The sequence below is a fragment of the Psychrobacter pygoscelis genome, assembly GCF_004335015.1.
In the GTDB taxonomy this organism is placed as follows: Bacteria; Pseudomonadota; Gammaproteobacteria; order Pseudomonadales; family Moraxellaceae; genus Psychrobacter; species Psychrobacter pygoscelis.
In genome coordinates this window covers 570,796-590,833 of sequence record NZ_RQRU01000002.1, presented here as the reverse complement: position 1 = coordinate 590,833, position 20,038 = coordinate 570,796, and the positions used below count along the sequence as shown (strand labels likewise).

The following is a 20,038-nucleotide window of genomic DNA, read 5'->3' as shown; positions in this document are numbered from 1 at the left end:
ACTTTTGTTATAATGCAGACCACATTTCAAGCAACATTGATACGGATATGAGCCTGACTGACACTGCTTCTACTCAAGATACTGCCAACAACACTGCGAATAATTCAGCCGCTAGTGCGTTAGACGCCAAGACGACTGCGATTATTCACGATAAGCTGGCAAAAGATATCGGTATAAAGACCTCGCAAGTTAATGCCTTCGTCAAGTTATTTGATGAAGGAGCGACGGTGCCATTTATTGCTCGCTATCGTAAGGAAAAAACCCAAGGGCTTGATGACACGCAACTGCGTGCTCTAGAAAAGGCTCTAATCTACGAGCGCGACATGGCCACACGTCGCTTTAAGATTATTCAATTGCTCAGCTCGCAAGGCAACTTAACAGACGAGCTACAATCGCGTATTGATAAAGCGACCTCTAAGCTTGAATTGGAAGATATTTATCTACCGTACCGTCCACGTCGTCGTTCACTGGCTGCCAAAGCGCGTGCTGCAGGCTTAGACGCGGCAGCTCAGAAGCTAAAGTCAGAAGAAATCACTCCAGCAGAGGCACTGGTAGGCTATCAGCTACCAGAGACCATTACTGATGATACTGGCAATGAGATCGAAGTCGATTTTAGCGATATCGAGAAGCAGCTAGCCGGTGTTCAAGCCATTATTATTGATGAGTGGACGCAAGAGCTGGATCTGTTGGATACGCTGCGTACTGGCTTTGCCAAAACAGCAACCATGAATGCGGCGTTGGCCAATGAAGAAAAGCGCGAGGTCGGTGAGAAGTTCTCTGACTACTTCGAGCACAGTGAGCCGTTATCTCGATTGCCTAACCACCGTTTATTGGCGATGTTACGTGGCCGTCAAGAGAATGTCTTGGTACTCAAAGTAGATGGCGAAGATGCGCCATTTATTGAAAAGATTATTAGCCAGTTTGAGATTGATGCTGCCCAGCCTGCTGAGCGCCGTGAGTTCTTACAAGAAGCTGCCAATAGCTTATGGCAGGATAAATGGCGACCACACATCGAGCATCGCTTGCTGACTGAACGCCGTCTGGCAGCCGAAGCAGATGCTATTGATGTCTTTGCCAATAACCTTCAGCACCTATTAATGGCTGCACCGGCAGGACGTAAAGTTATCCTAGGTGTGGACCCTGGTATTCGCCATGGTGTCAAAATGGCGGTCATCGATAGCCAAGGCCATGTCGCGAGTGATGCTGAGGGTAACCTAGCCACGGCGACAGTCTATCCATTTGCTCCGGACAATAAGCTTGAAGAAGCCAAAGCTGTCATTGGCGAGCTACTAAAGAGCTATCAAGTCGAGCTTGTCGCTATCGGTAATGGTACTGCTAGCCGCGAAACTGACGCGATGATTAAGACTGTAATCGATGCTGATGACGCCATTACCGCTAAAGCGGTGGTGGTTAATGAGTCCGGTGCTTCTGTTTACTCTGCTAGCGAGCTGGCCAGCGACGAGTTAGCGGGGCTAGACGTCTCGCTACGCGGGGCAGTCTCTATTGCCCGTCGCCTACAAGATCCGTTATCGGAGCTGGTGAAGGTAGACCCTAAAGCCATCGGTGTGGGGCAGTACCAGCACGATGTGAACCAAAATCAATTGGCTGATAGCCTTGATAAAGTCACGCAAGACTGTGTCAACGCCGTTGGTGTCGATGTTAATACTGCTAGCCCTGCTATTCTGACCCACATTGCTGGTCTTAATCGTAATGTCGCACAGCAAATCGTTAACTATCGTCAAGAGCACGGGGCCTTTACGAGTCGCGAGCAGCTAAAAAGCGTGCCACGACTTGGTGTTAAGACCTTTGAGCAAGCTGCAGGCTTCTTGCGTATTCGTGATGGTGAGAACCCACTCGATGCGACAGGCGTGCATCCAGAGAGCTATGGTCTGGTTCAGGAGCTATTAGATAAGACAGGTAAGACATTAGAAGAGCTGCTGGGTAATGATAGCGTCATTAATACGCTAGATACTACCAATCTAGAAGCAGCAAATGATGACAATGTCAGTGTGTCAGCGGTACTGCAAGAGCTGGCCAAACCCGCTCACGACCCGAGACCAGAGTTTAAAACTGCCAACTTTAGAGAAGATGTCAATAGTATTGGCGATCTTGAAGAAGGTATGCAGCTTGAGGGTGTCGTTACCAATGTCACAGGCTTCGGCTGCTTTGTCGATGTGGGTGTCCATCAAGATGGTCTCGTGCATATCTCGCAGATGGCCAATGACTTCGTAGAAGATCCGATGAACCGTGTTAAACCAGGTGATATCGTCAGTGTTCGCGTCTTGTCAGTCGATGAAGCGCGTGGGCGAATTGGCTTTACTATGAAACCTGAGAAGCCAGCAAAGTCTGATAATGCAGCAGCGACTAGCAATAGAGCGAACGCCAAAGCAGAGCATGGTGGAGCTGACACCGCTCAAGGCGGTAAACGTCGCCACGGCGCTAATAAGCCAGCCGCAAATGGCGCGCAAAATCGTGGTTCTGCTCGTCGAGATAATCGTGATGGCGCTCGCAGCAATCGCGGTGCAGCAAAAGGCAGTCATGCTAAGGGTAAGTCTGATAAACCAGATAACAAGATCGGCACTTTGGGCGCTCTGCTAAAAGAAGCTGGATTGAAATAATCGAAGATCAGCAATATGGACAAGTCGCTGCTTTGCGGCTTCTCCTGCTCACCTTATGGCAGCTAACTGTAATATTCTGTGAGGGAAAATAAAAAAGGCAATCCATTAAATGGATTGCCTTTTTTATGAGTAACTGCCAACATGCTATATAGTAAATTCAATCTAAAACAAGACAGAGATACTGAGATAGACTTTTTGTAGCTTCTGTCAGCGTACTTAATCAAGTTAGGAAAACTTATACCAGTTAATCGCCTAATAGCTCGGTTTTCGTATTAAGCAGCTATATTAGTGCTGGCTCTACTCAATCATGAGACCTTTGGTCGATAATGAAACTAATGATGATTAACGCACATTAAACCGACGATTTTCTTGCAATTGTACTTCTCCTGGTTGGGTCGCTAATAGCTCACCATGAGGGCCCTTTTTCTTCTCTTGAAGAGTAATAGGCGCAGACTGGTTGCGTAGGTCCGCTGGCGTCACACTACCACGGTTGACCTCGCCTTGGATAAGAGGGTCATAGTCAGGAGTGCTATGCTGTTGATTAAGCTGTGTTGGGGCATTAGCCGCTACAGTAGGGGCAGCTATTTGCTCATTACCACTTTCGCTATCACTGTCTATCTCACTGACGCCGGTATTATCCACCTCAGCATTATTTACATCAGCGCTATCTACCTCTGCATCATCACTATCTATATCAGTGCTATCGTCATCAATATCAGCATTGTCTTGCGCGTCTATTTCTCCTGGTTGGGTGGCTAATAGTTCACCATTCGGACCTTGAATCTTTTGCTGGAGTGTATTGGGAGCAGCCATAGTCGCAGCGCTAGCAGGAGTAATATTACCTTGATTAACTGCTGGCTGATAATCAGCTGCAAACGCAATACCTGGTAAGGCAATTAAAGCTGCGAATAACGTAGTAGGCATAAAAGAGTGACTTTTCATAATAGATTTCCTTAAAAGTGAATATGGTATAACCAATAACCTCTTGGAATAACAGTGTTGTCATCATAAAGAATGATGCAATTACCAGTCATCGGCTACTAACTAACAATTAATATTACGCACAGTTAGCGCATGATTAACATAAAGCTGATGTAAAGCTAGCGTTAGGTTATTACCCAGTAGCTATTACTCTATAGGAAACAGACAATTAAAAATCATCTACCGCACAATAGTATCGCCTTGTTTCATAGATAGTATATAGCGATTATATTTTCGCTTTATAAAGGGTTTGTAAGTATTACCGCTATTAATATAGCAAAAATCTCTATTTATTTAACCTAATCAGGCCAGCTTCACTTGTAAATAAGTGACCTTGATTTATCTATCTGCAAAGTGCTTTTATGATTTTTTGGTGTCACACAGCTTTAAATAGTATTGAAGGCTCGCGCTAATGTTGTTGTTCGCTATTAATAAAAGACCACATTAGTATGTGTTGAATATTCATCACCTACTTATAAATAGGCTAGCCTTGGATTTGACGACTGTTTTTTATTTTTGTGTAAAAATTGGCTAAAGGGGAGGTTGGCTATAGATAAGTATTGCAGCGTTCAAAAAAAGACGCCAGTTGAATGGCGTCTTTTTAGTTAGTAAATAAAACTTTAACGAAATCGAAGTATTGTAAGGTCGCTAAACTAGTAGCCGACGCTCAAGGTCTGTTAGCGCCTAACATACGATACTTGACTTCACTAGCAGTTATTACTCAGAGTCGTCTGGTACGGTAATCACAGGAACAGGCTGATTCACTTCTACTTCATTTAAGATAGCAGGATTGACCTGATTACCAAGGTAGACAGTTTGTGCTTCACCTTCAACTGTCACTGCGGTTCCAGCCTCTGTACTCACACGATTGACTTGATCTTCAGGTGCGACGATGACTTCTTTAATTTGATATTTGGTAGGACGGATGACGCGCTTAACCTCAGTAATGACTGGCTCAACACTACGCTCTTCTTGGATAGCGACTTGTGGTTTAGGCGCTTTAATCTCACTAATTACAGGTGTTGGAAACTTACCACCAAAATGGTTGTCACACTGCTGCATAGTAACGCGGACGACTTCTTTATTACGATTCATATAAACGTTGATTGGCATGTCAGGGGCAAATGGTACATATTTACCCACTAGAACGCCAGAGACACCATAGCGACCATTGGACTGACCGACACCTTTATCACAAGCACCAGCAGAGTAGTCACTAGTGTTGATCGGCATTTGCGCCGCTATATTGCTTGGGATAGTAAGGTCAGATAAAACCATTTTTTTAACTGAAGTCTCACCAGCCATGCGTTTTGGCTGTTGATGGGTATAGGGAGTATAGAATTTGGCAGAGCCATCTTTGACAGCTGCTACGCACTCATCATACGAGTCGTAACCAACATTACCATGATGGTCTGTCGTAACACCAGCATTTGCTGAACCCGCAAATAAAGCAAATCCAGAGCCAACCACAGCCGCAGCTAATACAGTAAGTTTCATTGTTTTTCCTCTCAGTAAAGTTAACATTGTTCGTTTGAATTTAGTATTTTTATTCGTTCAATTTTTATGATGGAATTCCCTTGAAATCCTTTAGGCTTAGTGCTGTTAAAGATCAACCAATAACGGCAGCCTAAAGTGTAATTAACAATCATTATTTATAGTTAATTCACACGGATTCTAATAGAAAACTACCATCAAAAAGAGCACTGATAAAAATAGATAGTATCAACTAATTACAGCAATAATAAGTGTAGCAATATATCGAATTTAGCAATGGCTAAAACACAAGGACAACTTAAAAGCAGCTTGCTAGTAGCTTGCTATAAGTTACCTTATTTCAATAAAGTGCTTTAAGTTATACAGTAAGTAATCACTTTTAAAGCTTTGCTTTTATAGTTGTAATATTACTTGAGATAACAAAAATAAATTGTGTCATTACGCTAAGGAAATGTATTTTTATGTATCAGCTACCTTGTCGTTATCTTTTTCTAAGCGAGAAAATTAACAAAGTGATGACAATACCCAATAATAAAACTTACTACTTCCTGTGGTAATAGATATTGGATTTAACCATGTTTCACTATAATCGAGCCTAAATAAAATAGCGTCATCGTAATATAGTGCAGAGCTGGTATAAATTTTTTGGCTGGCGGCAAACACGCCAATAGAGGCTACGAAAAATTTATCCCCCGTATCTCTGTATCGTTTTTTTAATGAACTTACTATTTAACTTACTGGGCGCTCTTATAAAGGCCATAAAACCTCTCCCAACTGTACTGCAATACAGCTCATCTTATTGGAATCGGGTTTGCTTGGTCACTAATATAAACTGCTCTAGCTAGCAGTCATCTATCAACGAAAAGTTAAGTACCCCATATCGGCATAGACGGTCTGTGAGAGCGTCGCCCATCGCCGCTGCTGGCGTCCAAAAGCCGCCTTTGATGTCACGCTTATTGGTATCCTGACCTAAGCACAAAGCTGCTTGGGCCAACATTCTTGAGGTACTGCCATAGCCTGGGTCTTTATTGCCAGTAACTTTGCTGTTAATACGTTGACCTTTTGTCGTGGTGGCAAAAAATCTTAAATCAAAGTGGCCTTCATTTTGCTCTTTTTTGCTCGGGCCGTCTCCAGATTTAGGTAAGATATGCTCTGAGATTAACTCGCGACTCTTAGTAAAGCTCATGGCTAGCGCAAAGCTGCCGATGCCCGCTGTTAAGGCGTAACTCATGGCGCGGCCTTTAAGTCCCGATGGCATCCACATGGCCTCGTCATATTTAAAATCTCGTCCGTAAGCGTAGTGCAATAGCTGATTACTCCGATGCACAATACGGGTATTAATACTGTCCATAATAAAAGGGGCTAACCAGCACTCGTGCGTTTCATCATAGCTGGGGACGGAGTGAGTCACTTGGCTAACTTGTGGCGCTTGGGGATCGTCATTAAGCAAATAAGGATCGGCCAGCTGCTGACGCCGAGCTTTGTCTTGACTGGCCTCAGCAAAGATGGTCGCCATAGAGGCAATTGTGCCACCTGATAAGCCGCCCTTGGCACTCTTAACACGCATTTCGATCCTAGAGCAAGGGGCGTCATAGCGCTGCTTGGCTTGCTGCTGGGTGAAGTAAACGCCCAAATCAGAGGGGATGGAATCAAAGCCACAAGAGTTGACAATGCGCGCGCCGCTACGTTGGGCTTCCGCTTGATAGTTATCCATCATGTCTTTGATAAATATGGTCTCACCTGTCAGATCGACATAGTCAGTACCCGTCTGCACACAGGCCTTAATAAGTGGCTCACCATATTCAAGATAGGGTCCGACGGTAGAGATGATAACCTGACCTTGCTGACACATTGCTACTAAGCTCTCATCATCCTCGCTATTGGCGATGATAATATTCGGTAGGTTGGGCGTCGTCATATCACCCTTATGAGCACTGGCGTCAGCACAATTGTTAATCGCGTTATCATTACCCTTTGCAGATTTACCCATTAAAGCCTGCTTTAGCTTCTCAAGCTTATTTTTATGACGGCCAGCGATAGCCCAGTCGATAGGCTGAGCTTGCAGAAACTCAGATAAGTAGCGAGCGGTAATCTGCCCCACGAAGCTTGTGGCCCCGTATAAAATGAGCGTGTAATCACGAGTGTTAGGCGCTGCTGAGCTAGAGGGATTGGTAGTCAAATCCTCAGAAGCAGTGAGGGGTAACGTCATAAATCAGTCCTTTGCATTAAGTTCGGAAGGTGAAAATCAACTATTGAAGACAACAGTGCTAAACAACAGCTACTAAAATTAAGGCTTAGTACAATTGAAGTTCAGTACAGTTGAGGTTTGGACGTTTATTACAGCAAGAGGGCGGGCGAAGAGAAATAAGGTTGAGTTAAACTGGTAGTATTAGGACTAACGCCGTAATCCAAGGGAGCAAACTTTTATTAAAATCGTCTATTCAAATTGCTTATCTAAATTCCAAGGCATAACAATACCTAAGGGGGAGACACTTATGTATTGTGATTTGGCCATTAAGTCAGCGCTTAATGGCCAAATCTACTTAGCCTTCACTCTTTAAGTGTCCTCTTTAAGTTCTACTCTTGTTAAATGAAGGTAGCGTTTGTTAAAAGCGCTTGGGCTGTAATATCTGCTCCATACGCTTGGCCAGTCGAATATCATGGCTGGTAATACCGTTGACATCGTGAGTGGTCAACTTAACCTGTACTATATTATAGAGATTCGACCATTCTGGGTGATGTTCAAGTTTTTCGGCATGAAATGCTACTTGATTCATAAAGCTCATGGCTTCAACAAAATCATGAAACTTGTAAGTTTTGACGATAGCATTGCCTTCTTGCTGCCAGCCATTAAGGTCTTGTAATTGTAAAGCGACTTGGTCGTCGGTGAGATGGCTCATAAAATCCCTCCTGATGATTTTAAAATAAAATGAGTGAGTCTGATTTTGGTTATGTGTGGGTTGACGGTTAACTTAATAGGGTGTGGCTATAATAAAGGTTAGGCTGATAAACCGGTTGAGCTTCGATGTAAGCTTAGCTTTAGAGTTATCACTAAACGCTGTATTAAATATAGCTCAGCGATTTAAGCTAGATTAGCAAATGCTGATAGTCGGGATGCTTATCGATATATGCCGCGACAAACGAGCACTGCGGTACGACTTTTTTATTCTCGGCCTCAGCGTAATCTAAAGCATGTTTGACCAGTGCAGAGCCGACACCCTGACCACCAAGTTCGCTTGGAACAATGGTATGGTCGTAAACCAAGCGATCACCCTCATCTTGATAGCTGATGTAGCCGGTTTTGCCATTAATGGTGGTCTCAAAGCGGTTGGCGTGCTGATTATGGGTTATATCGATTTTCATTTTCTACCTCGTATATAGAGCCAGATATTTCAGGCCCTCAAAATTATATAGGTTAAGCGTGACTAGCGTTGAATAGTGGCTCAAAGATACCTTATTTGGACTTGGTGAGCGGGAAAACTCAGCTTAGCAGAGCTTATTTATAGTGTACCCAAAAGTTTGTTTTTTATCTGCTTAACAACTGTATTGATTCATTTGCTAAGTCCCTTATTTTAGGTATGAGGGCTGAGATGGCCTAGATCTAAACCGCTTGGCTACTCTATTGTGAAACTTATTTTGAACAGTAGCGAGCAAGGTGACTGCCAACTTGGCAGGTCGATGGTTTTTTTGCGGAGTTGCCCTGCCTGCCAAGGAGGTAGTCGTCAGGTAACTTAAGTAGCAGGTGTGCAAAGTCACCTTGTTTACCTTAAGTCACAATGCGATAATGCGTGCAGCTTATTCTCATTGTTATACGTATAATTGACGTAGATTTGAGTCATTCATTTAATGGAGTTTTAATGGCACAATATATTTACACCATGAACAACGTGTCCAAACTTGTTCCCCCCAAGCGTGAAATCTTAAAAAACATCAATTTATCGTTTTTCCCAGGTGCCAAGATCGGTGTCCTCGGTATCAATGGTGCGGGCAAGTCGACCCTGCTACGGATTATGGCTGGCGTAGACACAGATTTTAGTGGTGAAGCGCGAGCTCAGCCAGGTACCAAGGTTGGCTACCTGCCTCAGGAGCCGCAGCTTGATGACAATAAAGACGTTCGCGGCAATGTCGAAGATGGCATGCGTGAAGCGCTAGATGCTTTGGCGCGCCTTGACGAAATCTATAGCGAATACGCTGCGCCAGATGCTGACTTTGATAAGTTGGCTGAAGAGCAGGGTAAGATGGAAGACATCATCCAAGCTTGGGATGCGCACAATTTAAACACCCAACTAGAAAAAGCAGCCGATGCACTGCGTCTACCACCTTGGGATGCGGATGTCAGTAAGCTATCTGGTGGTGAGAAGCGCCGTGTGGCCCTATGTCGTTTGCTGTTATCGCGTCCAGACATGCTGCTCTTAGATGAGCCGACCAACCACTTGGACGCGGAATCTGTCGCTTGGCTTGAGCAGTTCTTACAGAACTATAGCGGTACTATCGTCGCCATTACCCATGATCGCTACTTCTTGGACAATGTCGCTGAGTGGATCTTGGAGCTGGACCGTGGTCATGGCTATCCTTATGAAGGTAACTATACTGAATGGCTTGAGCAGAAAAATAAGCGTCTAGAAGAGCAGCAAAAGCAAGAAGAGTCATTTGCTAAAGCGCTAAAAAAAGAGCTTGAGTGGGTGCGTAAAAATCAAAAAGGTCAGCAAGCGAAATCTAAATCTCGGGTTCAACGCTTTGAAGAGCTTAACTCTAAAGAGTTCCAGCAGCGTAATGAGACCGCTGAGATCTATATTCCACCTGGTCCACGCCTAGGTAATAAGGTCATCGAAGTCAACAATATATCCAAGTCTTTTGGGGATCGTTTGTTGTATGAGAACCTAAGCTTCAATGTACCGCCTGCGGCTATTGTCGGTATCATTGGACCAAACGGTGCGGGTAAAACCACACTATTTAACATGATGACGGGTAAAGATACCCCCGATACCGGTACTGTGGATTTAGGCGAGAGCGTTAAAGTCGCTTATGTTGGTCAGGTTCGTGATAACCTAGATGACAGCAAGACGGTCTGGGAAGAAGTGTCTGACGGTTTGGATATGATTACTGTCGGTGAGTACGAGACCCCAAGCCGCGCGTATATCGGCCGCTTTAACTTCAAAGGTCAAGATCAGCAAAAACGCGTCGGCAGCCTATCTGGTGGTGAGCGTAATCGCCTCCAACTGGCCAAGACTCTAAAACAAGGCGCGAATGTCATCTTACTCGATGAGCCATCGAATGATTTGGACGTTGAGACCTTACGTGCGCTTGAGGATGCCATCCAAGTATTCCCAGGTACTGTACTGGTCGTCTCGCATGATCGTTGGTTCTTAGATCGTATCGCTACCCATATCTTAGCTTTTGAGCCAGAGGGTCCAGTATGGTATGACGGTAACTACTCTGAATATGAAGCCTACCGCAAAAAGACCATGGGCGCAGATGCTGGTCCAAAACGCATGAAGTATAAGAAAATCACTAAATAATCTAGCCTTTTTTAAGCACGTGGCGAATGGTCAACACGCTGCTAGATAAGGCTGATTATATTGTCTTTTTACAGATAAGATTGGCAAAGGGATACCATAATCGGTATCCCTTTTGTTGTTTATTAAAGAGTGAATAAAGGGGTTAACTATTCAAGCGCTATCACCTCACATGCCATATTCTCAACTTTGCATAGCTTGTGTCGTAGGTTTTGCTGCAATAGCTCAACGACATCGTCTGAAAGATTGCCCTCGATAGTGACGTGAACGCACTCATGGTCACTTTTGTAGCCCACTTTAACCCCGTCAATGAATAGTGTCTTATCGTAGTCTACTACCTCATTGCCTATATTCCAGTCGCTAGCTGTCTCATGAGTGATGGGTGGTACGAATAGTTGACGATAGCTGTTCAAGTCCGGCAGGCAGCCTATACAAGCTTCAATCTCTAGGGCATGAAGGACTGCTCGGTTACTATTATGAGTGTTTTGACAATCATTAAGTTGACTGTATTTACCTAGGTTTAAGCAGCCACCATCCATTCTAGCAACATAAAAGCGCCGCCATTTACGATGCCTTTGGGTAATATTCTTCCAGATGAGCGTGTTTAGATTCAATGCCCAAGTGTCAATATTATCCAATAGTGGACTACTGTCATCCGCCAGTATCTGTCCACCTGAGACAATAATTCTGTTGTCTTTTAACAGTGCGTGATGTCCATGGATCCAGCCCATGCTATTACGCGTGGCAACTTCTTCAATTTTAAAAGTCTGCGTGTTTAATCGATAAACTGGCGTATGGCTATAGCGTCGATCCTTTGGATAGCCTAACGCGCCGATGATATAAATATACTCACCGACTAAGGTCGCGGTATGGAAGTCTGTAGGCGGAAAAACCGCTTTAGGATAGCCGTAAATCTCAATGTCAGCCTTATTTTCTGTTCTGTTTAAAGTGTGGTTCAGACTATGATTGGGAGGTATGACAATCACATCATTGTAGATATAAAAGTCAGGATCATACCAATCTTCATATTCGCCGCCTATTAGGACGGTTTGACCGTCAGGAAGCAATGTTTGGCTTTGCCCCAAACGCTGGTGACACCATAACGGGTTAGGCTGAGTACGAGAGGTCGTCTCTAGTACCTCAAAAGGTTTATCAATAATAAGCTTCCTGATATCCCAAGCGCTTAGATCAAATCTGACGAGCCACTGCCAGTAAGGGTTGGTCTGCAGGGTAGGATTTTTGGGTGCAGAGATAGGACAGCGATAGTCGCGATAAGCCATCAACAAACGCTGCTTTTTAGCATAAGGCAGCTGCCAAAGGTAGTAAAAAGCCGCTTGTTGCGTGTGGGTAAGACGTTTAGGAGCAGGATTAATATACGGACAAAGATAAAAAGTAGCAGCACTGAGCTGTGCTAGGACAATCTTGATAGGGGCGCTAGGCGCGGTAAATAAAGAGGGAAGGCAAAAAGTTGAATAACTAAAAGGTAGTGCACTTACTTCATAAAAGCTATAAGTCATATAAAGCTGTCGTAACATGACGACAGGCAGAGGGTCAGATTAAAGAAAGAACTGAATAAAAAAAGCAAAGCTAAAAGGCAGCCTTGCTTTTTTATAATAGCAAGTTTTTTTAGTAGGGTACAAATACTTCGTTGTGTTGTCTTTTATCTAATCATGACTCGCTATCGCCACTCATGACTCTAAGCGGTAGTTGGTGTAAAAGTCTGGTCAGCTGCGTTGCTGCGCTGTAGGCTTCGCGGTGCAAGCGTGCTTGATTGAGTATTCCCCAGTGTCTTAGGTGAAGTCGGCTTATCTTCCAAGCTTGCCATCAACTCTTCATCATCATAGTCGATGTCATCTTCGTCAAAATGATTCATTCCACAGGCTTGGCACATAATAGTCTCTCGTAAGTTATTTAACGATAAGCGGTATTTTACTATAAATACAATCAGCGGCGTTAAGGTGCTAAAAACGGTCATAACATAGCCAAGCTGCCATAAAGTTTAATCGTTTTTAGCAGTAATCCTAATTGGATAGCATCAAGATTAACGCTTGCGACCAAATTTACGCTGCTTTTTGTTGTTAATCTCAGTGATGGCATGGGCTATTTCTTCGTCTTTAAGATTGGCAACGTTTTGCAAGACTTGCATCACATCAGGGCTTAAGACGTAGCGAGCATGATGAGCGATGTCTTGGATACGCTGATCAAAGCGTAGTACTCCGGTCTCCTCATCTTTTTGTAGATAGTCTAGGCGCATGAGCGCATTGACAAAGCTGGTGAAGAGCGCTGGGTCAAAGAAGTCGGGGATGTCATCAGAGTAGAGCACAGACAGACGCTGACCGAGGAGATGACACAGGTCTACCACTTGCTCAGCAGTAAGATTGCCCGAGCCTTGTTGGGCGAGTAAGGCCAAGGCCATAAAGTAGCGCTCAAGGCTTTGTTCAATCGGTGTGGCAAGTACCAATAGCTGCTGATAGTGAGCACTATTGATGGCAGGGACACTGAGCATATCATTGCCCAAGTCTACGACCAGACCTTGCTCGATTAGGTTGTCGACTTTTTTGTTCACAGTCTCTGTCAGCGAGCGAGCCGAATAATACAAGAACAGCTCGCTTTGTAAAAATGGATACAGCTGCGAGACGATGGTGTCTAAGCGGCTACGCTCGATGCGGCCATTGCGCGCGACCAAGGCGGCCAAAAAGGACAGCAAGATGAATACGTGCAAGATATTGTTGCGGAAATAGCTGAGCAGCGGTGCTTGCTTATCAGCGACTTGAATAATATCGCCTAGGATATGCGGCGTACGCTCGATGAGCTTGAGCTGGATACCATAGTCAATAATAGCTTGCGGGCTAAGCTTAGTCACTATGGTATCGGCATCGTAGGGTAGCTGAGTAGCAATGCGCTGATACAGGGCGATTTGCTCGCGGCAGATGTCTTCATCAAGCGCCGCTTTTGGCGCAGATAGTAGCACCAAGGATAACAGCGATACTGGATTGACCACAGCCGCTTTATTGATATGCTGCATGATCTTGACACCGATGTTGTCAATCATGGCCGAGGCCTCAGGGCCTAGTGGCGAGTCGGTACGATCAGCAGGCAGGCTCTCAGCAGCAACGTCAAACTTATCCATAAAGTCTGTCAAGTGAAGCGGCGCTCCAAAGCTTAGATGCACATGACCGAAGATACGCTCGATCTTGCGTGAGACCTTGAGTAGACCTATTAGCGATTCAGACTCTTTGGGCTTGCCCTTAAGCTCGCCGATATAAGTACCGCCTTCCATAATGCGCTCATAGCCAATATAGGTGGGGATAAATACTACTGGCTTATTGGTACGGCGTAGCTGACTGTGCACAGTCATCGCTAGCATACCCATCTTCGGTGGCAGCAGTCGACCTGTGCGTGAGCGGCCTCCCTCGATAAAGTACTCAATCGGAGTATTACGAGTAATCAGGGTATGTAGATATTCACGCAATACCGCAGTATATAGCGCATTGCCTTTGAAGCTACGACGAATATAGAAGGCCACTGCACCGCGTAGCATAGGGCCGAGGACGGGTACATCTAAGTTATTGCCGGCAGCGACATAAGGGATACTCAGGCCACGCTTATAGATCACATAAGAGAGCAATAAATAGTCAACGTGACTACGGTGGCAAGGCACGTAGATAATCTCGTGATCGGTAGCTAGGGCGCGCACTCGCTCAAAATGGTGAACCTCAACGCCGTCATACAACTGGGTCCAAAGCCACGTCAAAAAGCGATCAAAAAAGCGAATAATAGGGTAGGAGTAGTCATTGACCATCTCATAAGCATAGCCACGGGCGGCCTGTCGAGCCTCGCGCATAGTGATGCCTTTTTCTTTAGCTTCAATCTCACAGGCATGTTTAAGAGCGGGCGAGTAGATGAGCTTATCGACCAGATTACGCTTGTCTGATAGGTCGGGGCCGAGCATACTGGCGCGCTGCTTATCTAGGTAGGTATTGAGCTGCTGCTGCACACGTAAGGTCAGCTCTCTATTGGCGTCGCTAAGCGGTATCAGTGCGGTGTTTTCCGCCTTAGAGGTTAGCGCAGCTGCGTTTTTCTCTATATCTGGATTAAGGTCAGTATCGACCGCTCCGTGATCGTTAAGCGTACGGTCATGCAGCTGGCTATCACTGATCACGTCATCAGTTGGAGCGTCTGTTAAGGTAGCCGTTAGGCTCTCAGTAACTTGCTCACCCAAGTCGGCTTGACGGATGATGCTTTGCAGAGATTTAGGAGGGTGAAATTGCACAAAAGTATCACGGCCCATCACCCCGATGTTAAACAGCTGCTTGATGATGGTTGGGTCTTCCCAGTTGTCCGCCATCAATAGCTTAAATAGTGAGTCCTCTTTTTCAGGGGCGCGTCCCCACAAGATGGTGACGGGAACCAAACGAATCTTTAACGCTGGGTTCTGGGTGCAAGCATCCACCAATCGCGATAGCCTTGGCGACAGTTGGCTGTCTTTGGCCTTAGGATGGTGCAAGAAGATAATCGCTGCATTTTCATGAATATCATAGACACTATCTTCGACACTTTTGAGGGCGTGGGGCAGCTTATGCTCACGAGTCTGTAAGTCGATTAAGATACTGTTCGAGCGTGAATATTCCTGCAATATGTAAAAGGTCAGGGTGTCGCCATCGTCTCGAATATCAGGCATTTCACCAAACACTGTGGCTTTAACCGCAACGTCTAGTGCCTGACCAGATAGCTTTCGATACAGCTGGTTGATCGGATTTGTTGAGCTCGCTAATCCTGCCGCTGGCTTATTACTTTTTGCTACTTTTGAGCTGGGTTTCAAAATCCGTTTTTGCAAAAATTTTGTTATCATAAGAAGCTGTCAAATTCGGTTAAAATAATGCGCCTATGATGCCATAAATTGGCCCAAAGCGATACGCTAAAGTGTTACGACTGTTCGCTCAAATCAAGAGAAAGCTTGGTGTTAATCGGGATAATTAAGGCGAGTTGTCTTAATTTAAATCACTGTCGTAAGCACTGTAAAGTGAATTTTTATAATAGAAATATAACCATAAAGAGGCGGATATGACCCCAGCTGTAAACTTAGCAAAAAAGCTAAAATTGACTTATCAAATTCACGAGTACGAGCACGATCCTAACGCGCAGTCATATGGTGAAGAGGCCGCTGATAAGCTAGGTGTTAAACCGCAACAAGTATTTAAGACTTTAGTAGTGAGTGATGATAATGGCAAGTTGGCCGTCGCCGTCGTACCGGTCTGTGGCAAGCTTAATCTCAAAAAAACGGCCAAGGCCATTGGCAGTAAAAAAGTACAAATGGCCGATCCCAAGTTAGTCGAGCGTAGTACAGGATATGTGCTGGGCGGGGTCAGTCCATTAGGTCAGAAAAAACGCTTAGTGACAGTGATTGATGAGACAGCTAAAGCGCACAGTACGATATATGTCAGCGCTGGTAAACGAGGGCTAGAGATTGAGCTGCCAGCTGAGCAGTTGGCGACGGCACTAGCTGCTAAATTTGCTGATATTATGGACACTGACTAAGAGCGATTATAAAAAAGCTTTGAGATGCAGGGGTCAAAAAACAGTAGATGGCAGCACATAGCAATGAAAGTTAATAAGTTAGTCAGCTGAGCCAGTTTTAGATAAGGATTAGGTGATGCCCCACGTTATTGTGCAAGCAAGTCGCAATGTCACTATCAAACATCCCCAGCGCTTATTAAAATCGTTGAACAATAGTCTCTGGCAGTCCGGTCATTTTGAGCAGCCAGAGGATATCAAAGCGCGGATTGTGGATATAGAGACATTTTTGCTCGGAGTCGATGATGATGAGCAGGCACACGGCTTTGTCTTTGTCCAGCTCACGCTTATGCCGGGACGCAGTGAGACTATCAAGCATGAATTGGCGGCCAACTTACTTGACACCTTAAATAATGAGCTGGCGGCTAATATCTCTAGTCGCGTCAGTGTGCAGCTCTGCGCCGAGGTCGTGGAGTTAAGTCCGAGTTATCACAAACGGCTGCTTGGCACAGCTTAAGCCGCTACTCCTGTTAGTCATATCGGGCATGTCGCTCATGTTGTGCTCAAGATGGATCTAATGATGCACGTTCTAGTCACACAGCTCACGACTGGCATAGCGAGGCAGAATAATAATCTCAGCGCGGTAGCCGGCCTTGCCGCCATGGGTCGCCATTAGATTGCGCGCGATGCGTAGCTGATATTTGCCTGATTCCGGCAGACAGCCTTGATAGATAATGCCGCCTTTCGTGCCCTCTTGCGCCCCAGAAGGAAATTTTAGGATACCGACGTTAGCGACTTCATTAATCCTTGATTTATTACTAATATTTATTACGGCATATTGGCCTTCATTGGCATTAAATTGATACCAATTATCAGTCTGCTTTGCCGAGATGACACCCTCAACACTGGTAGTGATCTGGCCTTTTTTAAATTGAATGGCCTTTGCATTTGCTTCGTTGTCACTGAGATTGGCCAAACTACTCTGCAAAGTTAGGAGCATTAGCGCCAATAAGACTAAGGGCTTTTGGGTTATCACAGCGATATATCCTTTTGGTCATATCAGGTATTGTTTGGAGCTTAAGTCTTGATTCGGTTAGCGTAGGCTAGCGAGATGACCATTAATCCGTATTTGAGATAGGTACTGCTTCTGTCTCAAAAGCAAAACCTTTGTTGCTATAGTTGCCGATCATTATTGCTTCTATGACAGGTTTTGTTTTAGTGCTTTCCCCTTCAATATTGACCACGAAATTGGCCCCGTCACCGCCCGTATCATCAAGCTTTTCGACGATATAGTTCAGCGTTCCCATGGGAGGCAGCTCTATAGATTTGCTCAAATAAGATCGCACAAAATCACCGCCAGTATTGTAATAATCAATCTTTGTGACATATAGGCTGTGTTCCAAGCTGGTGTTGCGGATACTTAAAGTCGCTGACAAAAGGACTTTAGGATTGTCCTCGTCCACATAGATATTTGAATATATGGGCACGTAGAAGGTCTGCTGGTAGGGCAGGCTTTGCTTGTCAATATCGACGTCGGTCTCAAGACGCTTGATCGGGTCTTGGTGATCGTCAGAATACATCACATTGGGATCATCGATGGGTGGTTTGCAGCCGCTTAGAGCAGTGGCTGTCATTAACGCAGCGGTGAGTATATATGCAGCTCGCATGATCACTCCTTGTTAGGTATGAGAAAAGGCCTGTTGTTGGCGACCACCTACTAATAATTGGCTGATAATCGGCTGCCATTCTTAATTATCAGCTGCCTGCTAGGTGCTAGATTTAATTAACCTGCACTATCTAAGCTATATTTTAACCGTCATTCCCTCATTAAACTGTGATTTTTGACGAAAGGCAATAACAAAAAAAGCGCACCCAGTTTGGGTACGCTTATTTAAATCACTATTCAATGACAAGAGTCATGATCTGGCTTTGTAGCAATATCACAACACGGCTACAAGGTTTGCTTAATCTAAGAAGGCAAAGCTATCAATGTCCATCGAGGTCATAGATTCGCTTGGCGCCATCATGCTCTCAGCAAGTCCAGACGTACGCGGTAGGATCTTGTCAAAATAGAACTCTGCTGTTTGAATTTTAGCTTTATAGAACTCTGGCGCTTCAGTGCCGCCATTTTCAAGCTTATCATACGCCACCGCTGCCATGCGCGCCCAGTGATAGCCCATCATCACATAGCCTGAATACATTAAGAAGTCATCAGACGCTGCTGAGATGATCTCACGGTCTTTACGTGCCATTAGCATCAGGCGTACGGTTAAGGTATTCCACTCTGCACAAAGCTTGGTCAAAGCCCAGACAAAGCTACGCATGTTTCTATCCAGCGCGAACTCACCACACCATTTCATGATACTAGAGGTATAGTCACGGATAATCTTACCTTTAGACTGTAGGATCACTTTACGACCAAGAAGGTCAAGGGCTTGAACGCCAGTAGTACCTTCGTATAAGGTGGCGATTCGAGCATCACGAGCGATCAGCTCCATCCCCCATTCTTTGATATAGCCGTGACCACCATAGATCTGCTGACCATGCTTAGCCGCTTCGATACCCAGCTCAGTTAAGAAGCCTTTGAGAATTGGCGTGTAAAAGCCTAGCTTGTCATCCCACTTCTCAAACTCTGCCTCATCGCCATGAGTGATGCCTTGAGCCATTTTATCTGCGTAGCGGGCAGCATGGTAAATCATCGAGCGGCCGCCTTCGGCAAAGGCTTTCATAGTGAGTAGCATACGGCGCACATCGGCGTGATGGATAATAGCATCAGCGACTTTTTCTGGTTCTTTAGTGCCAGATAGGGTGCGCATAGAGCGGCGCTCTTTAGCGTACGGTAAAGCATTTTGGAAAGCCAGCTCAGTATGGGCAAGACCTTCAATACCAGTACCAATACGAGCGGTATTCATGAAGGTGAACATGGCTTTGAGGCCTTTATTCGGCTCCCCAATCATGTAGCCAGTCGCACCATCAAAGTTTAGTACACAAGTGGCAGACGAGCTGATACCCATTTTGTGCTCAATAGAGCCGCAGCTAACGCCATTACGCTCGCCGACTTCACCCTCAGTGTTGGGAATGAATTTTGGTACGATAAATAATGAAATACCGCGAGTACCTTCAGGAGCATCGGGAAGTCGGGCCAAGACGATATGGATAATATTATCTGTTAGGTCGTGCTCGCCACTTGAGATGAAGATCTTGGTACCATTCAGCTTATAAGTACCGTCATCTTGCGGAAGGGCTTTGGTCTTCACTTGACCTAAGTCAGTACCACACTGCGGCTCAGTCAGACACATAGTACCAGACCAAGTCCCTTCAACCAGCTTAGGTAGGTACAGCGCTTTTTGTTCGTCAGTACCATACTGTAGTAGGGTATTGATACATCCTGTGGTCAGACCAGGATACATCGCCCAAGGCCAGTTGGCCGTACCCATCATCTCCGATTTAACGAGGTTGATAGACATAGGCAAGTTCATGCCGCCGTACTCTTCAGGGTATGAGATACCTTGCCAGCCGCCCTCTACAAACTGATCGTAAGCCTCCTTGAAGCCTTTAGGGGTGGTGACTTTACCATCTTCAAAGTGACAGCCTTCAGCGTCAGCATCTTGATAAATAGGCGCTAAGACGTTTTCAGCAAAGTCTGCAAACCCTTGTAGAATCATATCAATCGTTTCTGGATCAGCATTGGCGCCGTTATCTAGACTTTTATAATGTGTCTGGTAGTCAAACACATCATTAAGCAAAAACTTCATATCGCGTAAAGGGGCTTTGTAACTTAACATAGTTGGCTCTCTTGTCTAAATTTAATGAATCGGTTGAATAAATCAGTTAAGTGGAACGGTTGGACAAATCAGCTAAATTAAATAGTTGAGTAAAACAGTGGGCTAGAATATGGGGTAAAACGGGCAAAAG

At 45.0% G+C, this 20,038-nt stretch carries 15 protein-coding genes; 4 read left to right on the top strand and 11 right to left on the bottom strand.

Going from position 1 to position 20,038, the window contains the following annotated elements; all coding sequences use genetic code 11:
- The first annotated feature begins 47 nt into the window (after positions 1–47).
- A complete protein-coding gene (locus EGV92_RS07190; RefSeq protein ID WP_131668536.1) occupies positions 48–2,618 on the top strand; it encodes a Tex family protein in 2,571 nt (856 codons plus the stop codon).
- Positions 2,619–2,960: 342 nt separating this feature from the next.
- On the opposite strand, the gene EGV92_RS07185 is transcribed toward EGV92_RS07190, so the two are convergent.
- The 5 genes from EGV92_RS07185 to EGV92_RS07165 form a co-directional block, all read right to left on the bottom strand.
- Positions 2,961–3,560, bottom strand: a complete 600-nt coding sequence (locus EGV92_RS07185; protein ID WP_131668535.1) for a hypothetical protein — start codon at positions 3,558–3,560, stop codon at positions 2,961–2,963.
- Positions 3,561–4,316: 756 nt separating this feature from the next.
- Positions 4,317–5,096: a hypothetical protein gene (locus EGV92_RS07180; RefSeq protein ID WP_131668534.1), complete on the bottom strand. Its 780-nt coding sequence runs from the start codon at positions 5,094–5,096 to the stop codon at positions 4,317–4,319.
- 838 nt (positions 5,097–5,934) lie between these two features.
- Entirely contained in the window at positions 5,935–7,302 is a 1,368-nt protein-coding gene (locus EGV92_RS07175; RefSeq protein ID WP_131668533.1) for a saccharopine dehydrogenase family protein, read from the bottom strand.
- A 397-nt stretch (positions 7,303–7,699) separates the two neighbouring features.
- Complete coding sequence (locus EGV92_RS07170) at positions 7,700–7,993, bottom strand: 4a-hydroxytetrahydrobiopterin dehydratase (RefSeq protein WP_131668532.1); 294 nt, start codon at positions 7,991–7,993, stop codon at positions 7,700–7,702.
- Between the two features lie 187 nt (positions 7,994–8,180).
- On the bottom strand, positions 8,181–8,456 hold the full coding sequence (locus EGV92_RS07165) for a GNAT family N-acetyltransferase (protein ID WP_131668531.1): 276 nt from the start codon (positions 8,454–8,456) through the stop codon (positions 8,181–8,183).
- Positions 8,457–8,950: 494 nt separating this feature from the next.
- On the opposite strand from EGV92_RS07165, the gene ettA reads away from it, so the two are divergent.
- A complete protein-coding gene (gene ettA, locus EGV92_RS07160) occupies positions 8,951–10,612 on the top strand; it encodes an energy-dependent translational throttle protein EttA (RefSeq protein ID WP_131668530.1) in 1,662 nt (553 codons plus the stop codon).
- Positions 10,613–10,758: 146 nt separating this feature from the next.
- Here the strand turns inward: ettA and EGV92_RS07155 are convergent, their stop codons facing one another.
- The 3 genes from EGV92_RS07155 to plsB form a co-directional block, all read right to left on the bottom strand.
- Positions 10,759–12,126: a Kelch repeat-containing protein gene (locus EGV92_RS07155; RefSeq protein ID WP_131668529.1), complete on the bottom strand. Its 1,368-nt coding sequence runs from the start codon at positions 12,124–12,126 to the stop codon at positions 10,759–10,761.
- A gap of 179 nt (positions 12,127–12,305) precedes the next feature.
- The gene (locus tag EGV92_RS07150; protein ID WP_131668528.1) at positions 12,306–12,584 is read right to left on the bottom strand and encodes a hypothetical protein; all 279 of its coding nucleotides are present in this window, start codon (positions 12,582–12,584) and stop codon (positions 12,306–12,308) included.
- Positions 12,585–12,650: 66 nt separating this feature from the next.
- Entirely contained in the window at positions 12,651–15,461 is a 2,811-nt protein-coding gene (plsB, locus tag EGV92_RS07145; RefSeq protein ID WP_131668527.1) for a glycerol-3-phosphate 1-O-acyltransferase PlsB, read from the bottom strand.
- 212 nt (positions 15,462–15,673) lie between these two features.
- Between plsB and ybaK the strand changes: the two genes are divergently transcribed.
- Together ybaK and EGV92_RS07135 are read left to right on the top strand one after the other, a co-directional pair.
- A complete protein-coding gene (ybaK, locus tag EGV92_RS07140; RefSeq protein WP_131668526.1) occupies positions 15,674–16,147 on the top strand; it encodes a Cys-tRNA(Pro) deacylase in 474 nt (157 codons plus the stop codon).
- Positions 16,148–16,262: 115 nt separating this feature from the next.
- On the top strand, positions 16,263–16,640 hold the full coding sequence (locus EGV92_RS07135; protein WP_131668525.1) for a 5-carboxymethyl-2-hydroxymuconate Delta-isomerase: 378 nt from the start codon (positions 16,263–16,265) through the stop codon (positions 16,638–16,640).
- Positions 16,641–16,712: 72 nt separating this feature from the next.
- Here EGV92_RS07135 and EGV92_RS07130 read toward each other — a convergent pair whose 3' ends face one another.
- From EGV92_RS07130 to EGV92_RS07120, 3 genes are all read right to left on the bottom strand, one after another.
- Complete coding sequence (locus tag EGV92_RS07130) at positions 16,713–17,159, bottom strand: hypothetical protein (protein WP_242678646.1); 447 nt, start codon at positions 17,157–17,159, stop codon at positions 16,713–16,715.
- Positions 17,160–17,241: 82 nt separating this feature from the next.
- Positions 17,242–17,790 (bottom strand): DUF3124 domain-containing protein, encoded by a 549-nt coding sequence (locus tag EGV92_RS07125; protein WP_131668524.1) that lies wholly within the window; start codon positions 17,788–17,790, stop codon positions 17,242–17,244.
- 297 nt (positions 17,791–18,087) lie between these two features.
- Complete coding sequence (locus EGV92_RS07120; RefSeq protein WP_131668523.1) at positions 18,088–19,908, bottom strand: acyl-CoA dehydrogenase C-terminal domain-containing protein; 1,821 nt, start codon at positions 19,906–19,908, stop codon at positions 18,088–18,090.
- Between the last annotated feature and the right edge of the window lie 130 nt (positions 19,909–20,038).

Bases quoted from the DNA above. Each gene is read 5' to 3' on its own strand.
- EGV92_RS07190 (WP_131668536.1), top strand. From the start codon at position 48: ATGAGCCTGACTGACACTGCTTCTACTCAAGATACTGCCAACAACACT.
- EGV92_RS07185 (WP_131668535.1), bottom strand. From the start codon at position 3,560: ATGAAAAGTCACTCTTTTATGCCTACTACGTTATTCGCAGCTTTAATT.
- EGV92_RS07180 (WP_131668534.1), bottom strand. From the start codon at position 5,096: ATGAAACTTACTGTATTAGCTGCGGCTGTGGTTGGCTCTGGATTTGCT.
- EGV92_RS07175 (WP_131668533.1), bottom strand. From the start codon at position 7,302: ATGACGTTACCCCTCACTGCTTCTGAGGATTTGACTACCAATCCCTCT.
- EGV92_RS07170 (WP_131668532.1), bottom strand. From the start codon at position 7,993: ATGAGCCATCTCACCGACGACCAAGTCGCTTTACAATTACAAGACCTT.
- EGV92_RS07165 (WP_131668531.1), bottom strand. From the start codon at position 8,456: ATGAAAATCGATATAACCCATAATCAGCACGCCAACCGCTTTGAGACC.
- ettA (WP_131668530.1), top strand. From the start codon at position 8,951: ATGGCACAATATATTTACACCATGAACAACGTGTCCAAACTTGTTCCC.
- EGV92_RS07155 (WP_131668529.1), bottom strand. From the start codon at position 12,126: ATGACTTATAGCTTTTATGAAGTAAGTGCACTACCTTTTAGTTATTCA.
- EGV92_RS07150 (WP_131668528.1), bottom strand. From the start codon at position 12,584: ATGACCGTTTTTAGCACCTTAACGCCGCTGATTGTATTTATAGTAAAA.
- plsB (WP_131668527.1), bottom strand. From the start codon at position 15,461: ATGATAACAAAATTTTTGCAAAAACGGATTTTGAAACCCAGCTCAAAA.
- ybaK (WP_131668526.1), top strand. From the start codon at position 15,674: ATGACCCCAGCTGTAAACTTAGCAAAAAAGCTAAAATTGACTTATCAA.
- EGV92_RS07135 (WP_131668525.1), top strand. From the start codon at position 16,263: ATGCCCCACGTTATTGTGCAAGCAAGTCGCAATGTCACTATCAAACAT.
- EGV92_RS07125 (WP_131668524.1), bottom strand. From the start codon at position 17,790: ATGCGAGCTGCATATATACTCACCGCTGCGTTAATGACAGCCACTGCT.
- EGV92_RS07120 (WP_131668523.1), bottom strand. From the start codon at position 19,908: ATGTTAAGTTACAAAGCCCCTTTACGCGATATGAAGTTTTTGCTTAAT.